Annotated in this window: 18 protein-coding genes; 16 read left to right on the forward strand and 2 right to left on the reverse strand. The window is 66.3% G+C overall.

All coding sequences use genetic code 11. The annotated features are described in order from the left end of the window. Positions 1 to 151: 151 nt before the first annotated feature. The 6 genes from ABWP22_RS11060 (at position 152) to ABWP22_RS11090 (ending at position 6,756) form a co-directional block, all read left to right on the forward strand. On the forward strand, positions 152 to 1,402 hold the full coding sequence (locus tag ABWP22_RS11060) for a peroxiredoxin family protein (protein ID WP_353200035.1): 1,251 nt from the start codon (positions 152 to 154) through the stop codon (positions 1,400 to 1,402). Further along, positions 1,395 to 1,964: a cysteine dioxygenase family protein gene (locus ABWP22_RS11065; RefSeq protein ID WP_353200036.1), complete on the forward strand. Its 570-nt coding sequence runs from the start codon at positions 1,395 to 1,397 to the stop codon at positions 1,962 to 1,964. The genes ABWP22_RS11060 and ABWP22_RS11065 overlap by 8 nt, the downstream gene beginning before the upstream one ends. Next, complete coding sequence (locus ABWP22_RS11070) at positions 1,961 to 3,514, forward strand: rhodanese-like domain-containing protein (protein ID WP_502951116.1); 1,554 nt, start codon at positions 1,961 to 1,963, stop codon at positions 3,512 to 3,514. Before ABWP22_RS11065 ends, ABWP22_RS11070 begins: the two co-directional genes overlap by 4 nt. 88 nt (positions 3,515 to 3,602) lie before the next feature. Beyond that, complete coding sequence (locus ABWP22_RS11080; RefSeq protein ID WP_353200037.1) at positions 3,603 to 4,505, forward strand: ATP-grasp domain-containing protein; 903 nt, start codon at positions 3,603 to 3,605, stop codon at positions 4,503 to 4,505. Further along, on the forward strand, positions 4,505 to 5,539 hold the full coding sequence (locus ABWP22_RS11085) for an LLM class flavin-dependent oxidoreductase (protein ID WP_353200038.1): 1,035 nt from the start codon (positions 4,505 to 4,507) through the stop codon (positions 5,537 to 5,539). Before ABWP22_RS11080 ends, ABWP22_RS11085 begins: the two co-directional genes overlap by 1 nt. Then, positions 5,536 to 6,756, forward strand: coding sequence for a dicarboxylate/amino acid:cation symporter (locus ABWP22_RS11090; protein ID WP_353200039.1), 1,221 nt, complete (start codon positions 5,536 to 5,538; stop codon positions 6,754 to 6,756). Before ABWP22_RS11085 ends, ABWP22_RS11090 begins: the two co-directional genes overlap by 4 nt. On the opposite strand, the gene ABWP22_RS11095 is transcribed toward ABWP22_RS11090, so the two are convergent. Together ABWP22_RS11095 and ABWP22_RS11100 are read right to left on the reverse strand one after the other, a co-directional pair. Beyond that, complete coding sequence (locus ABWP22_RS11095; protein ID WP_353200040.1) at positions 6,740 to 7,540, reverse strand: IclR family transcriptional regulator domain-containing protein; 801 nt, start codon at positions 7,538 to 7,540, stop codon at positions 6,740 to 6,742. The two genes, ABWP22_RS11090 and ABWP22_RS11095, sit on opposite strands and share 17 nt — an antisense overlap. Before the next feature lie 8 nt (positions 7,541 to 7,548). Further along, on the reverse strand, positions 7,549 to 9,012 hold the full coding sequence (locus tag ABWP22_RS11100; RefSeq protein ID WP_353200041.1) for an NAD-dependent succinate-semialdehyde dehydrogenase: 1,464 nt from the start codon (positions 9,010 to 9,012) through the stop codon (positions 7,549 to 7,551). A gap of 329 nt (positions 9,013 to 9,341) precedes the next feature. Between ABWP22_RS11100 and ABWP22_RS11105 the strand changes: the two genes are divergently transcribed. The 10 genes from ABWP22_RS11105 (at position 9,342) to ABWP22_RS11150 (ending at position 20,550) form a co-directional block, all read left to right on the forward strand. Beyond that, positions 9,342 to 11,060, forward strand: coding sequence for an FAD-dependent oxidoreductase (locus ABWP22_RS11105; protein WP_353200042.1), 1,719 nt, complete (start codon positions 9,342 to 9,344; stop codon positions 11,058 to 11,060). A gap of 7 nt (positions 11,061 to 11,067) precedes the next feature. Further along, positions 11,068 to 12,219, forward strand: coding sequence for an NAD(P)/FAD-dependent oxidoreductase (locus ABWP22_RS11110; protein WP_353200043.1), 1,152 nt, complete (start codon positions 11,068 to 11,070; stop codon positions 12,217 to 12,219). Between the two features lie 226 nt (positions 12,220 to 12,445). Then, on the forward strand, positions 12,446 to 13,798 hold the full coding sequence (locus ABWP22_RS11115) for an ABC transporter substrate-binding protein (protein ID WP_353200044.1): 1,353 nt from the start codon (positions 12,446 to 12,448) through the stop codon (positions 13,796 to 13,798). Continuing rightward, on the forward strand, positions 13,791 to 14,720 hold the full coding sequence (locus ABWP22_RS11120) for a carbohydrate ABC transporter permease (protein ID WP_353200045.1): 930 nt from the start codon (positions 13,791 to 13,793) through the stop codon (positions 14,718 to 14,720). The genes ABWP22_RS11115 and ABWP22_RS11120 overlap by 8 nt, the downstream gene beginning before the upstream one ends. Continuing rightward, positions 14,717 to 15,547, forward strand: a complete 831-nt coding sequence (locus ABWP22_RS11125) for a carbohydrate ABC transporter permease (RefSeq protein ID WP_353200046.1) — start codon at positions 14,717 to 14,719, stop codon at positions 15,545 to 15,547. Before ABWP22_RS11120 ends, ABWP22_RS11125 begins: the two co-directional genes overlap by 4 nt. Positions 15,548 to 15,550: 3 nt before the next feature. Next, entirely contained in the window at positions 15,551 to 16,642 is a 1,092-nt protein-coding gene (locus ABWP22_RS11130) for an ABC transporter ATP-binding protein (protein WP_353200047.1), read from the forward strand. 14 nt (positions 16,643 to 16,656) lie between these two features. After that, positions 16,657 to 17,562, forward strand: coding sequence for a dihydrodipicolinate synthase family protein (locus tag ABWP22_RS11135; RefSeq protein ID WP_353200048.1), 906 nt, complete (start codon positions 16,657 to 16,659; stop codon positions 17,560 to 17,562). A gap of 23 nt (positions 17,563 to 17,585) precedes the next feature. Then, positions 17,586 to 19,022 (forward strand): diaminopimelate decarboxylase family protein, encoded by a 1,437-nt coding sequence (locus tag ABWP22_RS11140; protein ID WP_353200049.1) that lies wholly within the window; start codon positions 17,586 to 17,588, stop codon positions 19,020 to 19,022. A gap of 5 nt (positions 19,023 to 19,027) precedes the next feature. Further along, positions 19,028 to 19,810 (forward strand): SDR family oxidoreductase, encoded by a 783-nt coding sequence (locus tag ABWP22_RS11145; RefSeq protein WP_353200050.1) that lies wholly within the window; start codon positions 19,028 to 19,030, stop codon positions 19,808 to 19,810. A gap of 2 nt (positions 19,811 to 19,812) precedes the next feature. After that, the gene (locus tag ABWP22_RS11150; protein ID WP_353200051.1) at positions 19,813 to 20,550 is read left to right on the forward strand and encodes an SDR family NAD(P)-dependent oxidoreductase; all 738 of its coding nucleotides are present in this window, start codon (positions 19,813 to 19,815) and stop codon (positions 20,548 to 20,550) included. Positions 20,551 to 20,571: the final 21 nt, after the last annotated feature.

Consider the following 20,571-nt stretch of genomic DNA (forward strand, 5'->3'; position numbering starts at 1 on the left):
GGGCTTTGGCCATATGGGACAAATTCAGCTTGCCCAGCCCCAAGATTCCCTGATTTGGCGGCATGGGCAGCGGCCGGCATAGGGTCGGGATGATCACGGGCGCGCTGTTCACCACGGCACCCCTGACAAGATCGGATGATGAGGGTTTCACATGATGTCTGTTTCCACGCTTCGCAGCCCGTTGGGGCTGCTGATCCGCGCCGCGCTGGCCAGCCTGGCGGCGCTGATCCTCATCGGCCCGGCCGCCGCGGCGCCGGCCGATCTGGTCGGGCGCTGGCGGCTGAGCATGGACCATGGCGGCGGGCCGCTGCCGGTCGGGCTGGAGGTGCGGCAGACCGGCGGGCGCTGGCAGGCCTGGCTGCTCAACCCGCCCGAACGCCTGGCCGTGGAGCAGGTGTCGGTGGAAGGCGACAAGCTCGTCCTGGCCTTCCCGTCCTATAATTCGACGGTGACCCTGAATGTGGCCGGGCCGGGCCAGTTGACCGGCACGGCGCAGCTGATCCGCAGCACCGGCCCGGTGGCGCGGCCCGTCACCGCCACGCGCGCCACCTACCGTTTCAGCGCCAGCCCACGCAAGCCGGCCGCCGATCTCACCGGCCGCTGGACGGTGACAAGCGGCAGCACCAAGCCCGTGACCGGCCTGGCGCAATTCACCCAGAAGGGCAATCTGGTGAGCGGTTCGGTGCAATTCCCGTCCGGCGACACGCGGTTCCTCGCTGGCGAACTGGATGGTGATACGCTGCGCCTGTCGCATTTCGATGGCAGCGCTTCGGGGATCTGGACAGCGAAGCTGGAAAACGGCGTGCTGACCGGTGGCAGTTTTGGCGTCGCCACCGTCACGCCGACGCCATGGACGGCCAAGCGCGCCGATGCCGCCGGGTTCAAGGCGGTGGCCGTGGAAGGCCCGGGTGCGCAGCGCTGGGATTTCAAATTCCCCGATGCCAGCGGCAGACAAGTCTCGCTGTCTGATGCGCGCTTCAAGGGCAAGGTGGTGGTGATCACATTGGGCGGCGCCTGGTGCCCCAATTGCCATGACGAAGCGCTGTTCGTGGTGCCCTATGCCAAGCGCCGGCAGAAGGAAGGCCTGGAACTGATCGGCCTGCAGTTCGAATATGGCACCGATCCCGTCCGCGCCTTCCGCCAGGTGAACAGCTTCGCCAAACGTTATGGCATCACCTATCCGCTGCTGCTGGCCGGCGAGCCGACGCCGGAATCCTCCAAGGCGGCGTTGGGCCCGCTGGGGCCGGTGAAGGTCTATCCGTCGACCATCTTCGTCGGCCGCGATGGCCGGGTGCGTGAAGTGCATGTCGGCTGGGCCGGGCCAGCAACGGGCAAGCTGCACGACGCCGCGAAGAAGGAATTTGACGAGACGGTGAGCAAGCTGCTGCGTGAGCGTGCCTGAGGCCCTGGCCGCGTTCATTGCCGCCGTGCAGACGGCACTGGCCGGGCCAGCCCCGCAGCCACGCATCGGCGAAGCGTTGGCGCGGCTGGTGGCCCGTGACGATTGGCTGCCACCGGCCTACGCCGTGCCGCATCCCGATCATTATCAGCAATATCTGCTGCATGCCGATCCGGCCGGGCGCTTTTCCATTGTCAGCTTCGTGTGGGGGCCGGGGCAGCAGACCCCGGTGCATGATCATGGCGTGTGGGGCGTGGTCGGCATGCTGCGCGGCGCCGAAACCAGCCAGTTCCACGCCGCCGATGGCAGCGCGCCGCCGCGCGCCCTGGGCAAGCCGCACCGCCTGCAGCCCGGCCAGATCGAACTGATCGGGCCGGAGCAGGGCGATATCCACCGTGTGGCCAATGCGCTGCCCGATGCGGTGTCGATCAGCATCCATGTCTATGGCACCGACATCGGCCGCCACAAGCGCCACGTCTATCCCGATGCCGGCGGCGTGAAGCCGTTCATTTCAGGCTATGCCAACGGCCCGGAAACCCCAGAGTTCTCGGCGGCCTTCACATGAACACCAGCGCCGCCTTGGTTCGCCACCGGTTGCTCATTGGCCAGGAAATCGCCCTGATCGATGTGCGGGAGGAGGCCGGCCATGCCACCGGCCATCCGTTGTTTGCCGCCAACCTGCCGGCCTCACGCCTCGAGCAATTGGCCATGCAGCGCCTGCCGCGCCGTGATGTGCCCATTGTTGTGTTCGATGCCGGCGAAGGGCTAGCGGACCGGGCGGCAGCGCGGCTGACAGGGCTGGGCTATGTGCAGGTCAGCCTGCTCGAAGGCGGCCTCGCCGGCTGGCGGGCGGCAGGGTACGAGCTGTTCATCGACGTCAACTCCTACGCCAAGGCGTTCGGTGAACTGGTCGAGGCGCGGCTGCACACGCCGTCGCTGCCGGCGCCGGACGTGGCGGCGCTGCTCGTCGCCGACCAGCCGCCCGTGGTGCTCGATGCCCGCCGCTTTGACGAATATGCCACCATGAACATCCCCGGCGGCATCAGCGCGTCGGGCGCGGAGCTGCTGCTGGCGGCCGCCGCGCTGGCGCCCGATCCGGAGCAGCCGATCATCGTCAATTGCGCCGGGCGCACGCGCAGCCTGATCGGCGCGCAGTCGCTGGTGAGCGCAGGCCTGCCCAATCAGGTCCACGCGCTGCGCAATGGCACCATCGGCTGGCTGCTGGCCGGCCAGACGCTCAGCCACGGCGCGCAAGCCCGCGCGCCGCTGCCCGATGCCGATGCCATCGCCTTGGCCCGCCGCCGCGCCCGCGCCGTCGCCTACCGCACCGGCGTGCGCCACATCGGCAGCGATGATCTGGCGCTGCTCGCCGCCGATGCCAGCCGCACCCTCTATTGCTTCGATGTGCGCCAGCCAGAAGCCCATGCCGCTGGCCATCCCGCCGGCTTTCGCAACTATCCCGGCGGGCAATTGGTGCAGGAAACCGACATGGCCGCCCCGGTGCGCGGTGCGCGCATCCTGTTGTGGGACGATCTGGGCCTGCGCGCCGACATGACCGCATCCTGGCTGGCGCAAATGGGCTGGGATGTCTGGGTGCTGGATGAGGCGCGACCTGCCGACTGGCGCGACGGCCCCCATCAAGTGCCGTTGCCGCCGCTGCCCGATGTGCCGTTGATCGCGCCGTCCGACGTGCCGGTCAGGCTGGCGGCGGGGAACTGGCTGATCGATCTGGCACCATCGCCGCAGTATCGGCGCGGCCATATCGCGGGCGCGCGCTTCGCCATCCGATCGCGCCTGCCTGCCGATCTGGGCGCCAGCGCGCCACCGCTGATCGTCACCTGCCCGGATGGCGTGCTGGCGCGGCTGGCGGTCGCTGATCTGCGGGCACAGGGCATCCCCGCCACGGCGCTCGCCGGCGGCACCGCCGCCTGGGCAGGCAAGATCGAAGCCGGCGACGGCACGGCGCTGTCACCGTTCGCCGATCGCTATCGCCGCCCCTACGAAGGCACCGATGCGCCGCGCGAAGCGATGCAGGCCTATCTCGATTGGGAATTTGGCCTGGTGGCGCAACTGGAACGCGATGGTACGCATGGTTTCCGGGTTGTCGGGCCGTGATCGCCTCTCGCTGGCCCGCGATGCAGGGCCGCGCAGGCGCAATAATGCTGGCTTGCACCGGCGCCAGGCCATTAAGGGCAATCCCGACATGACCAGCCTTGCCATCCTTTATGAACATCCCGCCTGGTTCGCGCCGCTGTTTGCCGCGCTGGATCGGCGCGGGATCGATCATGCGCTGCTGACCCCCGGCACGGCCTTCGATCCGGCCGACACCTCGGTGCCGGCGCCGCTGATCCTCAACCGCATCGCCATGTCGGCCTTCCTGCGGGAGGGCGAGCATCCGATCTTCTGGGCGCAGTCGCTGCTGGCGCAATGGGAAGCCGCTGGCGCCCGTGTATTGAATGGCACGCGCGCGCTGGCCATCGACACGTCCAAGGCGCGGCAACTGGCATTGATCAGCCGGTTGGGCTTCGCCATTCCGGCAACGCGCGTCGTGCACCGCGCCGCCGACGTGGTTGCCGCGGCGGACAGCATCGGCTTTCCACTGGTGGTGAAGGCCAATATCGGTGGCGCGGGCGCCGGCATCGTGCGCTTCGACAGCCGCGATGAATTGCGCGCGGCGGTTGAAGATGGCGGCCTGCCCGGCAGCATCGATGGCGTGCTGCTGGTGCAGTTACTGGTGCCGATCCGCGGCGGCACCATCACCCGCATCGAAACGCTGGACCGCGACTATCTCTATGCCATCGATGTTGCCGGCGGCGGTGCCTTCGATCTGTGCCCGGCCGATGCCTGTGTGGCCGGCAGCGGCATCAGCATGGCGGCTGTTGAACCTCCCGCCGCGCTTCGTGAGGCCGCCGAAGCCATCGCGCGGGCCGCGCATCTCGATCTGGGCGGGGTGGAAGTGATGATCGACGATCGCTGCGGCACGCCGCGATTCTATGACATCAATGCGCTTTCGAATTTCGTCGCGCGCCCGCTTGAGGTGCTGGGCTGGGACCCGCACGACCGGCTGGTCGATCGCATCGTGCGCTGGGGCCAGGAGACAATCTGATGCGCTATGGTTATTGGATGCCGGTGTTCGGCGGCTGGCTGCGCAATGTCGCCGATGAGAATATGGACGCCAGTTGGGATTATGCCCGCCGGCTGACGCTCGATGCCGAACGCTGGGGCTATGACCTGACGCTGATAGCGGAACTCAACCTCAACGACATCAAGGGCATCGAGCAGCCGGCGCTGGACGCCTGGTCCACCGCCGCCGCGCTGGCCGCCATTACCGAGCGGCTGGAGCTGATGGTCGCGGTGCGGCCGAATTTCCACCACCCGGCGCTGTTCGCCAAGGCCGCCGCCAACATCGACCGGATCAGCGGCGGGCGGCTGGCGCTGAATGTCGTGTCGAGCTGGTGGGCCGACGAAGCCCGCCAATATGGCCTGGTCTTCGATCAGCATGATGATCGCTATGCCCGCACCGCCGAATGGTTGCAGGTGGTCGATGGCCTGTGGACGCAGGAACGCTTCAGCTTTGCCGGGCAATTTTACAACACCGACGCCGCCATCTGCGCGCCCAAGCCCGTCAAGCGCCCCACCGTCTATGCCGGCGGCGAAAGCGAAGCCGCCAAGACGCTGATTGCGCGCCAGTGCGATGCCTATGTGATGCACGGCGATCCGGTTGACGTGGTGGCCGGCAAGATCGCCGACATGGCCGCCCGCCGCGCCGCTGCCGGTGGCCCGGCAATGCAGTACGGCATGGCCGCCTATGCCATCGTGCGCGACAGCGAAGCCGAAGCGCTGCGCGAACTGGACCGCATCACCACGGTGGGCGAACTGCCGGCCGGCTATGCCAATTTCGATCAATGGCTGTCGGGCACCCAGTTGGAACGCGAATTCAAGCTGCAGGAATATGCCGTCTCCAACCGTGGCCTGCGCCCCAATCTGGTCGGTACACCCGAACAATTGAAACAGCGCATTGCCGATTATGAAGGCGCCGGGCTGGATCTGCTGTTGTTGCAGATGAGCCCGCAGGCCGAGGAAATGGAACGGTTTGCGGCGCAGGTGATGGCCAAGGCACCGGTTTCGGCCGTAACATGACCGCCGGCGCCACGCTGCGCATCCTGGCCGGGGTGATCGCCGGGCTGGGGCTGGGGGTCGTCGCCGGGCCGGAAAGTGGCTTCATTCCGGCCGCGCAACTGATTGGCGGCGTCTGGCTCGATGCGCTGCGCATGACCGTGGTGCCGCTGGTCTTCGGCCTGATCGTCACCGGCATCACCGGCACGCTGCGCCAGGATGGCGCTGCCGTCACCCGGCGCGCGCTGATCAGCTTCATCGCGTTGCTCGTGCTGTCGGCACTGGTCGGGCTGGCCGTCGGCGGCGTGATGTTTGCCGATTGGCAACTGGCTGGCCCGCTGGCGCCGCCTGACCAGACGGTGCCGGCGCTGCCGGCCACGGCGGAGACGGTGCGCGCCCTGATCCCGGCCAACCCGATCGCCGCAGCGGCGCAGGGCGCCATCGTGCCGGTGGTGATCTTCGCGCTGTTTTTCGCCTTCGCGCTCGCCCGCATCGATGCGGCGCGCGCCCGCGCCCTTTCGGAAGGCCTGGCCGGCGTGGTCGATACGATGCTGGTGATCGTCGGCTGGGTGCTGCTGCTCGCACCGGTCGGCGTGTTCGCGCTGGCCTTTGCGGTGGCCGCGCGCACCGGGATCGCGCTCGGCACGGCGCTGGGCTGGTATGTGCTGGTGCAGATCATCGCCACGCTGCTGCTGGCGTTGATCGTCTATCTGCTGGTGGCCGTGTCGCGACGCGTGCCGATGCCGGCGTTCGTGCGCGCCGCGGCCCCGGCGCAGATGGTGGCCTTCACCACCCAATCGTCGCTGGCCTCGTTGCCGGCGATGCTGGCCGCGGCGCGCACGCTGGGGCTGGCGCGGGCGCAGGCCGATACGCTGCTGCCGATGGCCGTCGCGCTGTTCCGCATTGCCGCGCCGGCCTCGATCGTGATTGTCGCCCTGGCGCTGGCCCATCTGGGCGGCGTCACGCTGGGCTGGCTGCAACTGGTGATCATCGCCGCCCTGGCGGTGGTCAACACGCTGACCATTGCCGGCCTGCCCAACCAGATCACCTTCTTCGCGGCCTATGCCCCGGCCGCGCTGGCCGCCGGCATCCCGATCGAGCTGTTGCCGCTGATGCTGGCGGTCGATGCCATTCCCGACATGGCCTATACGGTGAGCAACGTCACCGCTGATCTCGGGATCACCGCGCTGCTCAGTGGGCGGGAGCAGCCCGATGGAGACGCGCCTACAGGCCCGCGGTGATCTTCTGGGCCGCGGCCATCATCTCGGGCAGGATCTGCCTTTGCATGTCCTGCACCGAAGACCTTGATGACGGGCAGCAGACGTTGAGTGCCGCAATCACCTTGCCGTCGCCGTTGCGGATCGGCACCGAGATGGCGCCCAGGCCGACCTCAAGCTCCTGATCGACGATGCAGTAGTTGGACAGGCGCGCTTCCTCGATCAGCGCGCGCAGCTTGACCTTGGACATCACCGTGTTCGGCGTCAGCTTCTCCAGCTTCACGCTGTCCAGATATTTCTCGCGCAGCGCTTCCGGTTCGGCGGCCAGCAGGATGCGCCCGGTGGACACGGCAAAGGCCGGCGCGCGCTTGCCGACGGTGATGCCGACGTTGATCAGCCGTTCCGACGTCGCCCGCGCCACATAGAAGACATCTTCACCGGCCAGCACGGCGGCGAACACCGATTCCTGCAGCTTTTCGGCCAGTTCGTTCATCACCGGCTGAATCACATCCAGCATGCTCATCGACGACACCGCCGAATAGCCCAATTTCAGTACCTTGGGCTTCAGGTAAAAGAGCTTGTCGTCCTTTTCGGCATAGCCTTCGCGCACCAGGGTGAGCAGCAGGCGGCGGACCGTGGCCCGCGACATGCCGGTGCTGCGCGCGATATCCGACAGCGTCATCTTGGGCCGTGACTTGGTGAAGGCGGAAATGACTTCAAGCCCGCGCGCCAGCGAGGCGACATAGTCGCGATCGCCGGCATCGGCGACCTCCAGCGAGTTCATGGATGGGCTTTCGATGAACGACATATTCCGCCTCAGATCAGAGGCGGCACACCTGCCATACAAACATATTTGATTTCAAGAAATTCATCGATGCCGTGCCTTGAGCCTTCGCGCCCGATTCCCGACGCCTTCATGCCGCCGAACGGTGCGCCTTCATAGGAGGTGGCGCCGGTGTTGACGCCAACGATCCCGAATTCGAGCGCCTCGCTGAAGCGCCAGACGCGGGCATGATCCACCGTGAAGAAATAGGCGGCCAGGCCATATTCGGTGTCGTTGGCCAGGCGGACGGCCTCGGCCTCGGTTTCGAAGCGGAACACCGGCGCCACCGGGCCGAAGGTTTCCTCGCGAGCGATGAGCATGTCCTGCGTGGCGCCCGCCAGCACGGTCGGCTGGAAATAGCTGCCGCCCAGCGCATGGCGGCCACCGCCGGTCACCACCCGCGCGCCCTTGGCCAGCGCATCGGCGATATGCGCCTCGCATTTTTCCACCGCGGCCATGTCGATCAGCGGGCCCTGCTGCACACCGGCGGCAAGGCCATCGCCAATCTGCAAGGCCGCCACCGCCGCCGTCAATGCCGCCAGATAACGATCATAAATGCCGGACTGCACATAGATGCGGTTGGCGCAGACGCAGGTCTGGCCCATGTTGCGGAACTTGGTGGCGATGGTGCCGGCCACCGCGGCTTCGAGATCGGCATCGTCGAACACCACGACCGGCGCATTGCCGCCCAGCTCCAACGCCACTTTCTTGATGGTGCCGGCCGCCTTGGCCATCAATTCGCGCCCGACCTCGGTCGATCCGGTGAAGGTGACCTTCCGGACAATGTCGCTGGTGACCAGCGCGTCGCCGACCGCGCCGGCGCTGCCGGGCACGACATTGAACACGCCCGGCGGCAAGCCGGCCCGGATCGCCAGTTCGCCCAGCGCCAGCGCCGACAGCGGCGTTGCGCTCGCCGGTTTCAGCACCATCGTGCAGCCGGCCGCCAGCGCCGGGGCCGCCTTGCGCGGGATCATCGCCATCGGGAAATTCCACGGCGTGATGGCCGCGACGACGCCAATCGGCTGCTTCATCACGGCGATACGGCGATCGCGCGCAAAGCTCGGCAGCAATTCGCCATGGATGCGCTTCGCCTCTTCGGCATAAAATTCGAAGAAGGCCGCGCCATAGAGGATTTCCGCGCGCGCCTCGGCCAGCGGCTTGCCTTGCTCGGCGGTCAGGATGCGGGCCAGATCCTCGACATGTTCGACCACCAGATCATGCCAGCGCCGCAGGATGGTCGATCGTTCCTTGGCGGTGCGGTCACGCCAGTCCGGCAAGGCAGCGTTGGCCGCCGCAATTGCGGCTTCCGCCTCGGCCTTGCCGCCTTTGGCCACCTGCGCCAGCACCGCGCCGGTCGATGGATTGGTAACATCGAACCGGGCCAGGCCAGACGGTGTCACCCACTGGCCATCAATCAGCAGCGCGTCGCGCAGCAGGCCCCGATCCTTCAGTTCCATGTCTTGCTCCCTGACCTGTGGGCACCACGCTTGCCCGCAGCTGGCGGGCATGGGCGCGCAAATCGAACAACATCGCTGCACCCGGCCGTCCGCACGCGCGGCGGGCTGAGCGAGGGCTTGTTGTGCGGCAGCAGAGATGGTTTAGTCAACCTGCGAACGATCGTTCGCAGTGTGAACAAATTACCAGGGTCGCCCCGCATGGCGGCCGGCGCCGATCAGGCCGGAACAGGGTGCGGCAACATCGGCCATGGCGGACGGCACCAGTTGACGCGATTTGCCGGGCAGGTGCAACCCGGTAGGCGCTGGCGCGGGAAGATCAGAGAGCGGGCATGGGCGATTTGGTGCAGATCAGCTTTGAAGGCGAACCGATCCTGGCCCGCGCCGGAGAAAGCGTCGCCGCCGCATTGACGGCGCACGGCATCAGGGGCCTGCGCACCACCCGATCCGACGCCGATCGTGGCCTGTTTTGCGGCATGGGCGTGTGCCAGGATTGCCTGGTGGACATCGACGGCGCCCCGAATCGCCGCGCCTGCATGACCAGCGTGGCGCCGGCCATGACGATCCGCCGGCAGCGGCACGGGCACAGCGGCACCGGCGCGGTCGATCCGCGGCCGCCAGCCACCATCGACGACCTGCCGGTCGAGCGTCCGGAGCTGCTGGTCATCGGTGCCGGGCCGGGCGGCCTGTCGGCCGCGATTGCCGCACGCAAGGCCGGCGTCGAGGTGCTGGTGGTGGACGAACGGCGCCTGCCGGGCGGGCAATATTTCAAGCCGGTGGCCGTGCAGGGTGATGATGTGATGCCGCCCGATGCCCAGCACCGCGAAGGGCTGGCGCTGGTGCGCCAGGCGATCGATGCCGGCGTGGTCATCCGCAGCGGCGTGACCGTGTGGGGGGCGTTCAAAGCCGCGGCGCCTGCCGCCGCCAGTGATGGCGCGCTGGAATTCGTTGCCTCTGCCGAAAAGGCCGGGACCATGCGGATTGTGCCCGGGGCCGCCATCATTGCCACCGGCGCTTTCGAGCGCGCGTGGCCGGTGCCGGGCTGGCAACTGCCTGGCGTGATGACCACCGGCGCAGCGCAGACGCTGTGGCGCACCGCGCGCCGTCTGCCGGGCCGGCGCGTGCTGATCGCCGGCAACGGCCCGCTCAATCTGCAACTGGCCGCAGAGCTGAGCGGCGGCGGGGCGGAGGTGGTGGCGGTGATCGAGGCCGCCCCTCGCCCGACGCACGACTTGGCCGCGGTCGCCGCGATGGCATCCGCATCGCCGGCGCTGGTGGCGCAAGGCCTGCGCTATCATTGGCAGCGGCTGCGGCGCGGGGTGCCGATGCTACACGACCATGTCGTCCACGGCATCGCGCAAACGGCAGACGGACTTCGGGTGGGGCTGGACGACAAATGGGGATTCGCTTCCCCGCACAAGTTTGACACCGATGTGCTGTGCCTCGGCTATGGCTTTGATCCGTCGAACGATCTACTGCGTGCGCTGGGCTGCCGCCATGATCATGATCCCGTGCAGAACCGGCTGGTTCCCCAGCGGGATGACGATGGGCGCACCAGTGTGGCGGGCGTCTATGCGCTGGGCGATTGCACCGGGCTGGGCGGGGCGCGGGTGGCGATGGCCGATGGCGTGCTGGCCGGGTTCGCGGCGGCGGCCGATCTTGGCCATGCCATCGGGCCGGCGCTGGCACGGGAACGACAAGCGGCGGCGGCGGCCGGGAACCGCCATCGCCGCTTTCAACAGGCCCTGTGGCAGGTCTATCGCGCCCCGCCGCTGAGCATTTCGCATGTGACCGACGACACGATGATCTGCCGCTGCGAAGAGATCAGCTTCGGCGCGGCGCGGGCGGCGTTGGCCGACGGCCACATCCAGGCCGGCAGTGTGAAACGCGCCACGCGCATCGGCATGGGGCCGTGCCAGGGCCGTTACTGCCGGCCCTTGCTGGAAGCGCTGATCACGGATCGCTGCGGCACGACGCCAGACGAATTTTCCGGCTTTGCGCCGCGTCCGCCGGTGAAACCGGTGCTGATCCGCGACCTGGCCGGGCGCTGAGCGGGGCATGGCGCTGCCAGTGGACCTTCCCGCCGAGATCGGCACGCTCGTGGTGGGCGGCGGTGTCGTCGGCTCGTGCGTCGCCGGCTTTCTTGCCGAGGAAGGCCATGACGTCATGGTCATCGACGATGGCCATGGTGCCGGATCTTCGGCCAACGCGGGCAGCCTCCATGTGCAGATGCAAAGCCGCTTCATGCGGCTCTACCCGGAAAATGTTCCCGACATGGAACGCCAATTGCCCTTGTATCCAAAGGCGGTGGCCTATTGGCAGGCGTTGGGCGCGCACCTCGATGCCGATTTCGATCTGAAGATGACCGGCGGCCTGATGGTGGCGGAAAGCCAGGCCCAACTGGACTTTCTGGCGCTGAAGGCAGCACGGGAGCGGCAGTTCGGCCTGGATGTCGAGATTCTCGATCGCGCCGCGCTGGACCGGATCGCGCCGCATTTCGGGCCGGCAATCGTCGGGGCGGAACTTTGTGCCAATGAAGGCAAGCTCAACCCGCTGCTGTGCAATGCCGCGATCCGGCGCTGGATCAAGGCGCGCGGTGTGGTGCTGGCGGAACATGTGCGGGTGTCGGCGATTGCCAGGGCCGGCGCAGGCTTTGCCGTGACCACGCCGCGCGGCACGGTGCGCGCTGGCCGCGTGGTGCTGGCGGCGGGCGCCGGCACGCGGGCGCTGGCCGCCAGCCTGGATGCCGGCATCGTGATCCCGGCGACGGCCGAGCCGCTGCACCTGAACATAACCGAAGCCACTGCGCCGCTGATCGGGCATCTGGTGCAACATGCCGATCGCATGATCACCCTGAAACAATTCGGTACCGGGCAGATCGTCATCGGCGGTGGTTGGCCGGCGCGGCTGGAGGGGGACCATCCCCAGGTGGAACTGGCCAGCCTGATCGCCAATGCCAGCCTGGCGCAGCATATCGTGCCACAGATCGGCAATTTGCGCATCATCCGCACCTGGGCCGGGATCAACACGACGGTGGACGGGATGGGCGTGCTGGGCGAAGTGCCGGCGGCACCGGGGCTGTTTGTGGCCATTCCGGGCGACGCCGGCTACACGCTGGGACCGTTGTCGGCGCGGCTGGTGGCCGACGTCATGCTGGGCCGCGCGCCGCAAGAGGATATCAGGCCCTACCGGCCGGATCGTTTCAGGTGAAACGGCAGCGTTTCGTTGGCATGTTGGTCGAATCCGGCGAGGCTGATGGTGCAACATATGTGCGCACAGCGAACGATCATTGCGAAAAAGATCAGGATCGCAGCGTGATCAGCGGTGATCGCCCGATATACAGCCGGAAAATGCATCTTGCGCGTGTCAGGCCATCTGACCATAGTGAACACAAGGTCGCCATGCGAACAATTCAGAAAAACGGGGGAGGTTGGCCGTGAATCAGCCGGAGCGCAATTCGTTGCGGCGGCACATCACGCGCCGCGGTGCGCTGCGCGTGCTGGCGGGCAGCGGCGCGGCCGCAGCGGTCGCCCTGACGGCCGGGTGCGGCAGCAAGGATGAACGCACCACCTTGCGCTGGTGGTCGCCGCAGGCGTCGCCCGATCAGTTGAAGGCCTACAAGGCGCAGATTGCTGCCTTCGAAGCCGCCAATCCCACCATCCGCGTCGTGTTCGAAGCGACATCGGATGAAGGCTATCCGGCGCAGTTTGCCACGGCCTTTGCGGCCAGGCAATTGCCCAATCTCGTCACCCATCTGCCGTCGTTTGCGGCGCAGCAATATTATGCCGAAGGCTTGCTGGAACCGGTTGATGATGTGATCAAGGCGATCGGCATTGATCGCTATTTCGCCGGCGCCAACGAGGTGTATCGCACCAGCGACAAGCATTATTGCGCCACCGGCATCGGCAATACCGCGGCGGACATGTTGTGGTATCGCAAGGATCTGCTGGCGGCTGCCGGCATCACGGCGCCGCCGGCCACCTGGGATGAGCTGCGCAGCGCAGCCCAGAAGATGCAACGGGACGGCATCTATGGCGCGGCGCTGCCCTATGGCATGAACGCGATGACCTCGCTGATCTTCATCGGCTTCATCCACCGCGCCGGCGGTCAGGTGTTCAGCCCTGATCTGCAGGTGGCGATCGATAGCCAGCCAACCTATGACGCGCTCGCGTTTTTCCAGTCGATGCGCGAGTTCTGCCCGACCGGCGCATCCAATTTCAGTTGGGGTGAAAGCCTGACCGCCTTCGTGTCGGGATCGACCGCCACCGGCATCTACAGCGGCCGCGTGCTGGCCAATGTCGCGGCACAAAATCCGGCGATTGCCGATGCGATCGGCTGCACCACCTATCCGACCATGTCGCGCGACATTCCGGCCTGGACATACAATGATTTTCCCTGCCTGCTGATTCCGAAGGGTGCGCCGCACCTGGCCGAGACCAAGGCGTTTGCCGCCTCGCTTTATCAACCGCAACTCTATGCGCAGCAGATGCATGCCGCGCCCGGCCATGTGCTGCCGGTGCTGCGCGCGGTGGCCGACGATGGGTTCTATCGCGCCAATCCGCTGATCACCCGATATGCCGCCGAGGTCGATCTGATGACCAAGGCCGCGACGGCCGGTCACAATCTTGGCCAGGAAACCGCCGCCCACAAGCCCAATCTGAAGGCCAACGAGATCATTGCCAGCAACGCGATTGCCGAGCTTGTCCAGCGCGTGGTGCTGAACAAGGAAAATCCGAAAGCGGCCGTTGCCGCCACGGCGGTCCGGCTGGCGGAGCTGATGCGTGCCTGACGCGGCCGCTGCGCGGCCACCGGGGGCAGGCGCGCTCGAACGCCGCGATGCGCTGCTCGGGATGGCGCTGATTGCGCCGACCATTCTCGTTCTGGGTGCGGTGATCGTCTATCCGCTGCTGTCGGCGATCTATCTGTCGTTCTTCTCGATCTACACGCCCACGCTGGAAGGCCATTTCGTCGGCCTCGCCAATTATCGGGACCTGTTGGGCTCGGGCGGCTTCTGGAGCGCGCTGGTGACCACGGCGATCTGGACGGTCGGCACGCTGACGCTGCAGATCCTGGTCGGGGTGGGCATGGCGCTGCTGCTCCACCAGAATATCCTGTTCCGCTCGCTGGCGCGCGGGCTGGTGCTGTTCCCCTATTTTCTGTCGACTGTGGTGGCCGTGCTGGTCTGGCGCTGGCTGTTCAATGATCTTTACGGCATCCTCAACCAGATGCTGATGAATGCCGGCATCATCGCTGCGCCGGTGAACTGGTTGGGCGCCATGCCCAATGCCATGCTCAGCATCATGGTGGTCGGCGCCTGGAAATTCTTTCCGTTCGTCGTCATCGCCGTGCTGGCGCGGCTGCAGACCATTCCGGAAAGCCTGTACGAAGCCGCCAGGATCGACGGTGCCGGGCCGGTCAGCCGCTTTTTCGATGTGACGCTGCCACAGCTGCGCGATGTGCTGACCATCGTCATCCTGCTGCGCACCGTATGGGATTTCAAGGAGTTCGATCTCATCTATCTGATGACCGGCGGTGGGCCGGTGAATGGCACCCGCACCCTGCCCCTGATCGTCTACAACCAGGCGTTCGGGCTGAACCAGATGGGCATGGCCGCAGCCTATGCGGTGTCCATGATGCTGGTGATGCTGGTGTTCATGCTGGCCTATCTGCGGCGCGCGAACGCCCGGAGCGAGGCGGATTCGGCGGCATGACAACGCGCCGCCCCAACCTGCTGGCCAGCCTGATCGCCTGGCCGCTGGTGCTGATCATTGCCTTCCCGCTGGCGTGGATGCTGTTGACGTCGATCAAGCCGGCTGCGGAATTGTTCACCCGGACGCCGCAGTGGCTGCCCAGAAGCATCACCTTCGAACATTACACCCGCGTGCTGACGGAAACCCCGTTCCTGCAATATTTCGGCAATTCGATGATCCTGGCGATCTCGACCACCGTGCTGGTCATCCTGGTCAGTGTGCTCGGCGCCTACAGCCTGGTCCGGTTCCGATATCGCGGGCGGGAAACGCTGGCGGCGCTGGTGCTGTTCACCTATCTGCTGCCATCGGTGGTGCTGATTTCGCCGCTCTATCTGATGCTGGTGAAGGTCGGGCTGGCCAACACGCTGGCCAGCCTGGTTGCGGCCTACATGAGCTTTGCGCTGCCCTATGCGCTGTGGCTGCTGCGTTCGTTCATGGCCGGCATTCCCGAAGATCTCGAATCTGCGGCCATGGTCGACGGTGCCAGCCGAATGGGCGCGTTCGTCGATGTCGTGCTGCCACAGGCGCTGCCGGGGATCATCTCCACGGCGCTGTTCACCTTCATCCTGGCCTGGAACGAATATCTCTATGCGCTGGTGCTGGTGAACAGCGATGAAGCGCGGCCATTGACCACCGGCGTGATGAACATGCTGATTTCGGCCTTCAATATCGAATGGTCGCTGCTGATGGCGGCATCGGTGATGATGAGCATCCCGCTGGTCATCCTGTTCGCCTTCTTTCAGCGCTATCTGACCAGCAGCTTCGGTGCCGGCGGCGTGAAGGGTTAGGGCGTGGTACAGGTCGTCTTCGAAAAGGTCCGCAAGAGCTTCGGCGCGACGGTCGCCATCCCGTGCCTCGATCTGAGGATCGAATCCGGCGAGTTCGTGTCGCTGCTGGGGCCTTCGGGTTGCGGCAAGACCACGACGCTGAGGATGCTGGCCGGGCTGGAACAGACCAGCAGTGGCAGCATCCGCATCGGTGACCGCGATGTGGTCGATCTGGCGCCGGCCGCGCGGGACATCGCAATGGTGTTCCAGTCCTACGCGCTTTATCCGCACATGACCGTCGCCGAAAACATCTGCTACCCGCTGAAGAAGCGCGGGGTGGCCAAGGCGGAGCGCGCCACCAAGCTGGCCGACGTCGCCGCGCTGCTGCAGCTCGGCCCGCTGCTGGACCGCAAGCCGAAACAATTGTCGGGCGGCCAACAGCAGCGCGTCGCGCTGGGCCGCGCCTTGGTGCGTGACCCCAGCGTCTTCCTGCTTGATGAGCCGCTGTCCAATCTTGATGCCGCGCTGCGCGCCCATATGCGCGCCGAACTGATCGAGCTGCACCGCCGGCTGGGCAAGACGATGGTCTATGTCACCCACGACCAGTTGGAAGCGATGACCATGTCGACCCGGATCGCGGTGATGCGCGATGGCGTGCTGCAGCAATTCGCGCCGCCTGCCGAAATCTACAACCATCCGGCCAATGCCTTCGTCGCCGGCTTCATCGGCACGCCGGCCATGACCCTGGCCGATGGCCTCCTGTTGCGCGAAGCGGACAAGGCGATTGTCCGGGTTGGCGCGCTGGCCATCGATCTGCCCCAAGCACGGGCTGCTTCGCTGCCGGCGGCGACGCCAAGCGCCATCACCGTGGGCATCCGGCCCGAAGACGTGGCGGTGGGGGCCGGCCCTTGGGCTGCAAGGGTGCGGCTGGTCGAACCGATCGGCCATGAAACCATCGTGTTTCTGGACGCCGATGGCCTGTCGTTGACCGCTCGCGTCACCGGATCGGCGGCGCTGCACGCCGGCGAGACGGTCGCCTTTGATCTGCGGCGGGACCGCCTGCATCTGTTCGACAAGATTGACGGCCGCCGGCTGGCGACCGTGCCCAGCGCCTGATCAGGGAGAGACACGTGGATCGAAACAGCGTCAACTGGTCGGGCCCGATGCCCGCCGTCACCACGGCCTTCCACGCTGATGGCCGCATCGATGAAGCCGGCTTTGCCGCCAACATGATCGAATTGATCGAAGCCGGCGCCACCGGCGTGGTGGTGGGCGGGTGCACCGGCGAATTCTGGGCGCTGAGCCATGATGAGCGCAAGCGCCTGTTTGATGTGGCGCGCGAGGCGATCGGCAGCCGCGGCACGTTGATCGTGGGCACCGGGGCAATCACGGTCGAGGAAAGCGTGGCGTTGACCCGCCATGCCGAAGCGATCGGCTGCGATGGCGCGCTGATCCTGCCGCCCTATTTCGTCAAGCTTTCAGACGACGAGATTTTCGCGCATTTTGCCGATATCACCGACCGTATCGGCCTGCCGGTGCTGCTCTACAACATCCCCGGCAACGCCGTGAATGCCATCACGCCGGCCCTCGCCCTGCGCCTCGCCGCGCTCGATCCGGTGGTGGCGATCAAGGAAAGCTCCGGCGACTGGAACAATTTCTACGGCACCTATCTGGCCGTCCATGATCGGCTGCGGGTGTTTTGCGGACCATCATCGGTGTTCGGCGTGCCGGCCGTGCAGTTGGGCGCCGATGGCACCATCGATTGCTTCCCCAATGTCTGGCGCCGCGGCGGCCTCGATCTCTATTTCGCGGCCAAGAATGGCGACAGCGCGCACGCCGCCGAACTGCAGGCGATGGGGCGCAAGCTGACCGACCTGTTCACCAGCGGCGGGCGCACATTGTATCCGGCCACCAAGGCCGCGATGGACATGCTAGGCTATCCCGGCGGCGGCACGCCGCGCCCGCCGCTGCGCCGCCTGTCGGCTGACGCGGCCGATGGCCTCAAGGCGGGGCTCCAGGCGCTTCATTTGCTTTGATCAGCGATTAGGGGAGAAACGACATGAACGTGCAGACCAGGATCGCCAGACAAGCGCCTGCGCTGGTGCCGGCCCGCCATGATGTGCAGTTCGGCGAGTTTATCGGGATCGGACCCAACGGCAATCTGTGGGTTGATGGCTGTGATGTCGCCGATCTGGCCGCCCGCTTCGGCACGCCGCTGTACATCATCTCCGAAAATCAGTTGCGCCACACCTATCGGGCGTTTCGCGATGCCTTCCGCGCCGAATATCCGGACGTCGAGATCCTGTTCGCCAACAAGTCCAACAATGGCCTTGCCATCCGCCACATCATGAACAGCGAAGGCGCCGGTGGCGACTGTTTCGGCGCGCAGGAAATGTACATGGCGCTGCTGGCCGGCACCAATCCGAAAACGCTGGTGCTGAACGGATCGAACAAGCAGACCGACGAACTGGAGATGGCCATCGCCAACGGCCTGTGCATCAATATCGATGCGATGGACGAGCTTGAGCGCATCGACGACGTGGCGCGCCGGCTGGGGGTTGTCGCCGATATCGGCATCCGCTTGAAGCTCGATCTGGAACCGCTGCGCGACCGCATGGGCGTGTCGATGCACGGGCCCGGCACCCTCAAGCAGCAGAGCGATTCCACCAAATGGGGCATGACCCGCGAGCAGACCGCCGACATCGTCCGGCGCGCGCTCACCCTGCCGACCGTGCGGCTGAAGGAGACCCATTTCCACCTGTCGCGCATGTCGAATGATCCGGCCGATTTTGCCGTGATGGCGCGCGAGATGATCACCTGGTCCGGTTACTTGCGGGATCACACCGGCTGGGTGCCGCCGTGCATCGATATCGGGGGCGGCTGGACCTTCGGCAAATGGTACGGCACCGGCCCCAATAGCCAGATGGATGACCAGAACGCGCCGACGCCGGCGGATTATGCCCGGCTGTGTTGCGGGGCGATCAAGGACGAGGCCGCGAAGCTGGGGCTGCCGCTGCCCCGGCTGCGGCTGGAACCGGGTCGCGCCTTGTCCGGCCCGGCCGGTGTCGCTGTGGGGCGCGTCGGCGCCGTGAAGCAAGGCGACACCCGCAAGTGGGTCAATCTCGATATCTCCACCAACCATCTGTCGTGGGCGGCGGTGCTGGATTGGTATTATCATGCGCTGCCGGTGGTGGATGCCGGCGCCGAGCCGACCGAAACCGTCGATCTGGTCGGGCCGTTGTGCAATTCGGATGAAGTGGGCAAGCATCGCCGCATGCCGGCGCTGCAGCGCGGCGATCTGGTCGCTTTCCTCGATACCGGCGGCTACACGGAATCCTCGGCGGCGCGCTACAATGCGCAATTGTTGCCGGCGACCGTGCTGGTCACCGGCAGCCATGCCGAAGTCACCACCGAACGCGAGCAATTGAAGGATGCCGTGGGCCGTTTCCGCGTGCCCGCGCATCTGCTCGCCGCTTCGTTCGCGCCGGCGGAATAAGCGCCATGGATCTGGGAATTTCCGGTCGTCACGCGCTGGTTTGTGGCGGCAGCAAGGGGCTGGGCCTGGCCGCAGCGCAGTCACTGGCGCGCGAAGGGGTGCATCTGACGCTGGTGGCGCGCAGCGCCGAAACCTTGGCCGCCGCGGCGCGCACGCTGGCAGATGAAACGGGCATACAGGCCAATATCATTGCCGCAGACCTGACCTTGCCGGACGCGCGCGCACGGGTGATCGCCGCCTGTCCCGATCTCGATATCCTGGTGTGCAATCCGGGGGTGCGGCAAACGCCCGACGATTTCCGCACCATGAGCCGCGCCGATTGGGATTTCTGGATGGAGGCGCATTTTTATGCGCAGCTCGATTTCATTCGCGCTGTCGTGCCGGGCATGTGCGACCGCAAGTTCGGCCGTGTCGTCAATATCTCGGTGAGCAACATCAAGTTCCCGCAGGTGAATTTTGCCCACAGCCATGCGGCCCGGGTCGGGCTGGCGGGCGCCATCGCGTCGATGGTGCGCGAACTCGTGCCGCACAATGTGGTGATCAACAGCGTGCTGCCGGGCTTTTTCGATACGGACGCGCTGCGCACCAACCTGCACAGCCATGCCGCGCGGGGCAATACGACCTATGAAGCGATCGTCGAGGACCGGCTGAAGATGACCCCGGCGCGGCGCTTTGCCGATCCGGCCGAGTGTGGTGAGCTGATCGCCTTTCTGTGCAGTGCCAATGTCGGCTTCATGACCGGGCAGAACATCGTCATTGATGGCGGCGTCTACCAGGGTCTGTTCTGATCATGGCTGACGCCGCACCCGCATCGATGCTGACGCCCGATGGCCGGGTGGTGATGATCTCGGGGGCGTCGCGCGGCATCGGCCTGGCCATTGCCCGCAAGCTGGCCAGCGAAGGCTATTTGCTCTCGCTTGGGCTGCGCAGTCCCGCCCGCTACAATTCGGACGGCTTCGATCCGGCCACGACGTTCATTCATGAGTTCGACGCGGCAGAGCCGGCCACGGCGCTGGCCTGGGTGGACGCGACGGTCGCGCGCTTCGGCCGCATCGATGGCTTGATCAACAATGCCGGCATCCTGCGCCAGATCGATTTCGACAGCGGCGACGAAGCGCTGCTCGACGCGCTCTGGGCGATCAACGTCAAGGCGCCATTTCGCCTGATCCGCCATGCGCTGCCGCATCTGGCGAAGGGCGGCAACGGCCGCATCATCAATATCGCCTCCACCGATGGCAAGCGTTACCGGCCCGGCGTCTCGATCGGCTACACGATGAGCAAGCACGCCGTGGTGGCGCTGACCCACGCCGCCCGCTTTGCCGGCCATGACCATGGCGTGCGGGCGACAGCGCTGTGCCCGGGCGCCGTGGACACCGATCTGATTGCCGGCATCCCCGGCGTGACCCCGCGCCAGGACCGCATCGACCCGGCCACCATCGCCCAGACCATAGGGTTCCTGCTGAGATTGCCGAACAGCAGTGCAGTTGCCGAGCTGGTGATGAACACGCGGCTGGAGACCTGGATCTAGGGCGGATTCCTGCGCGGGCAC

The sequence above is a fragment of the Sandarakinorhabdus sp. genome (assembly GCF_040398665.1).
In the GTDB taxonomy this organism is placed as follows: Bacteria; Pseudomonadota; Alphaproteobacteria; order Sphingomonadales; family Sphingomonadaceae; genus Sandarakinorhabdus.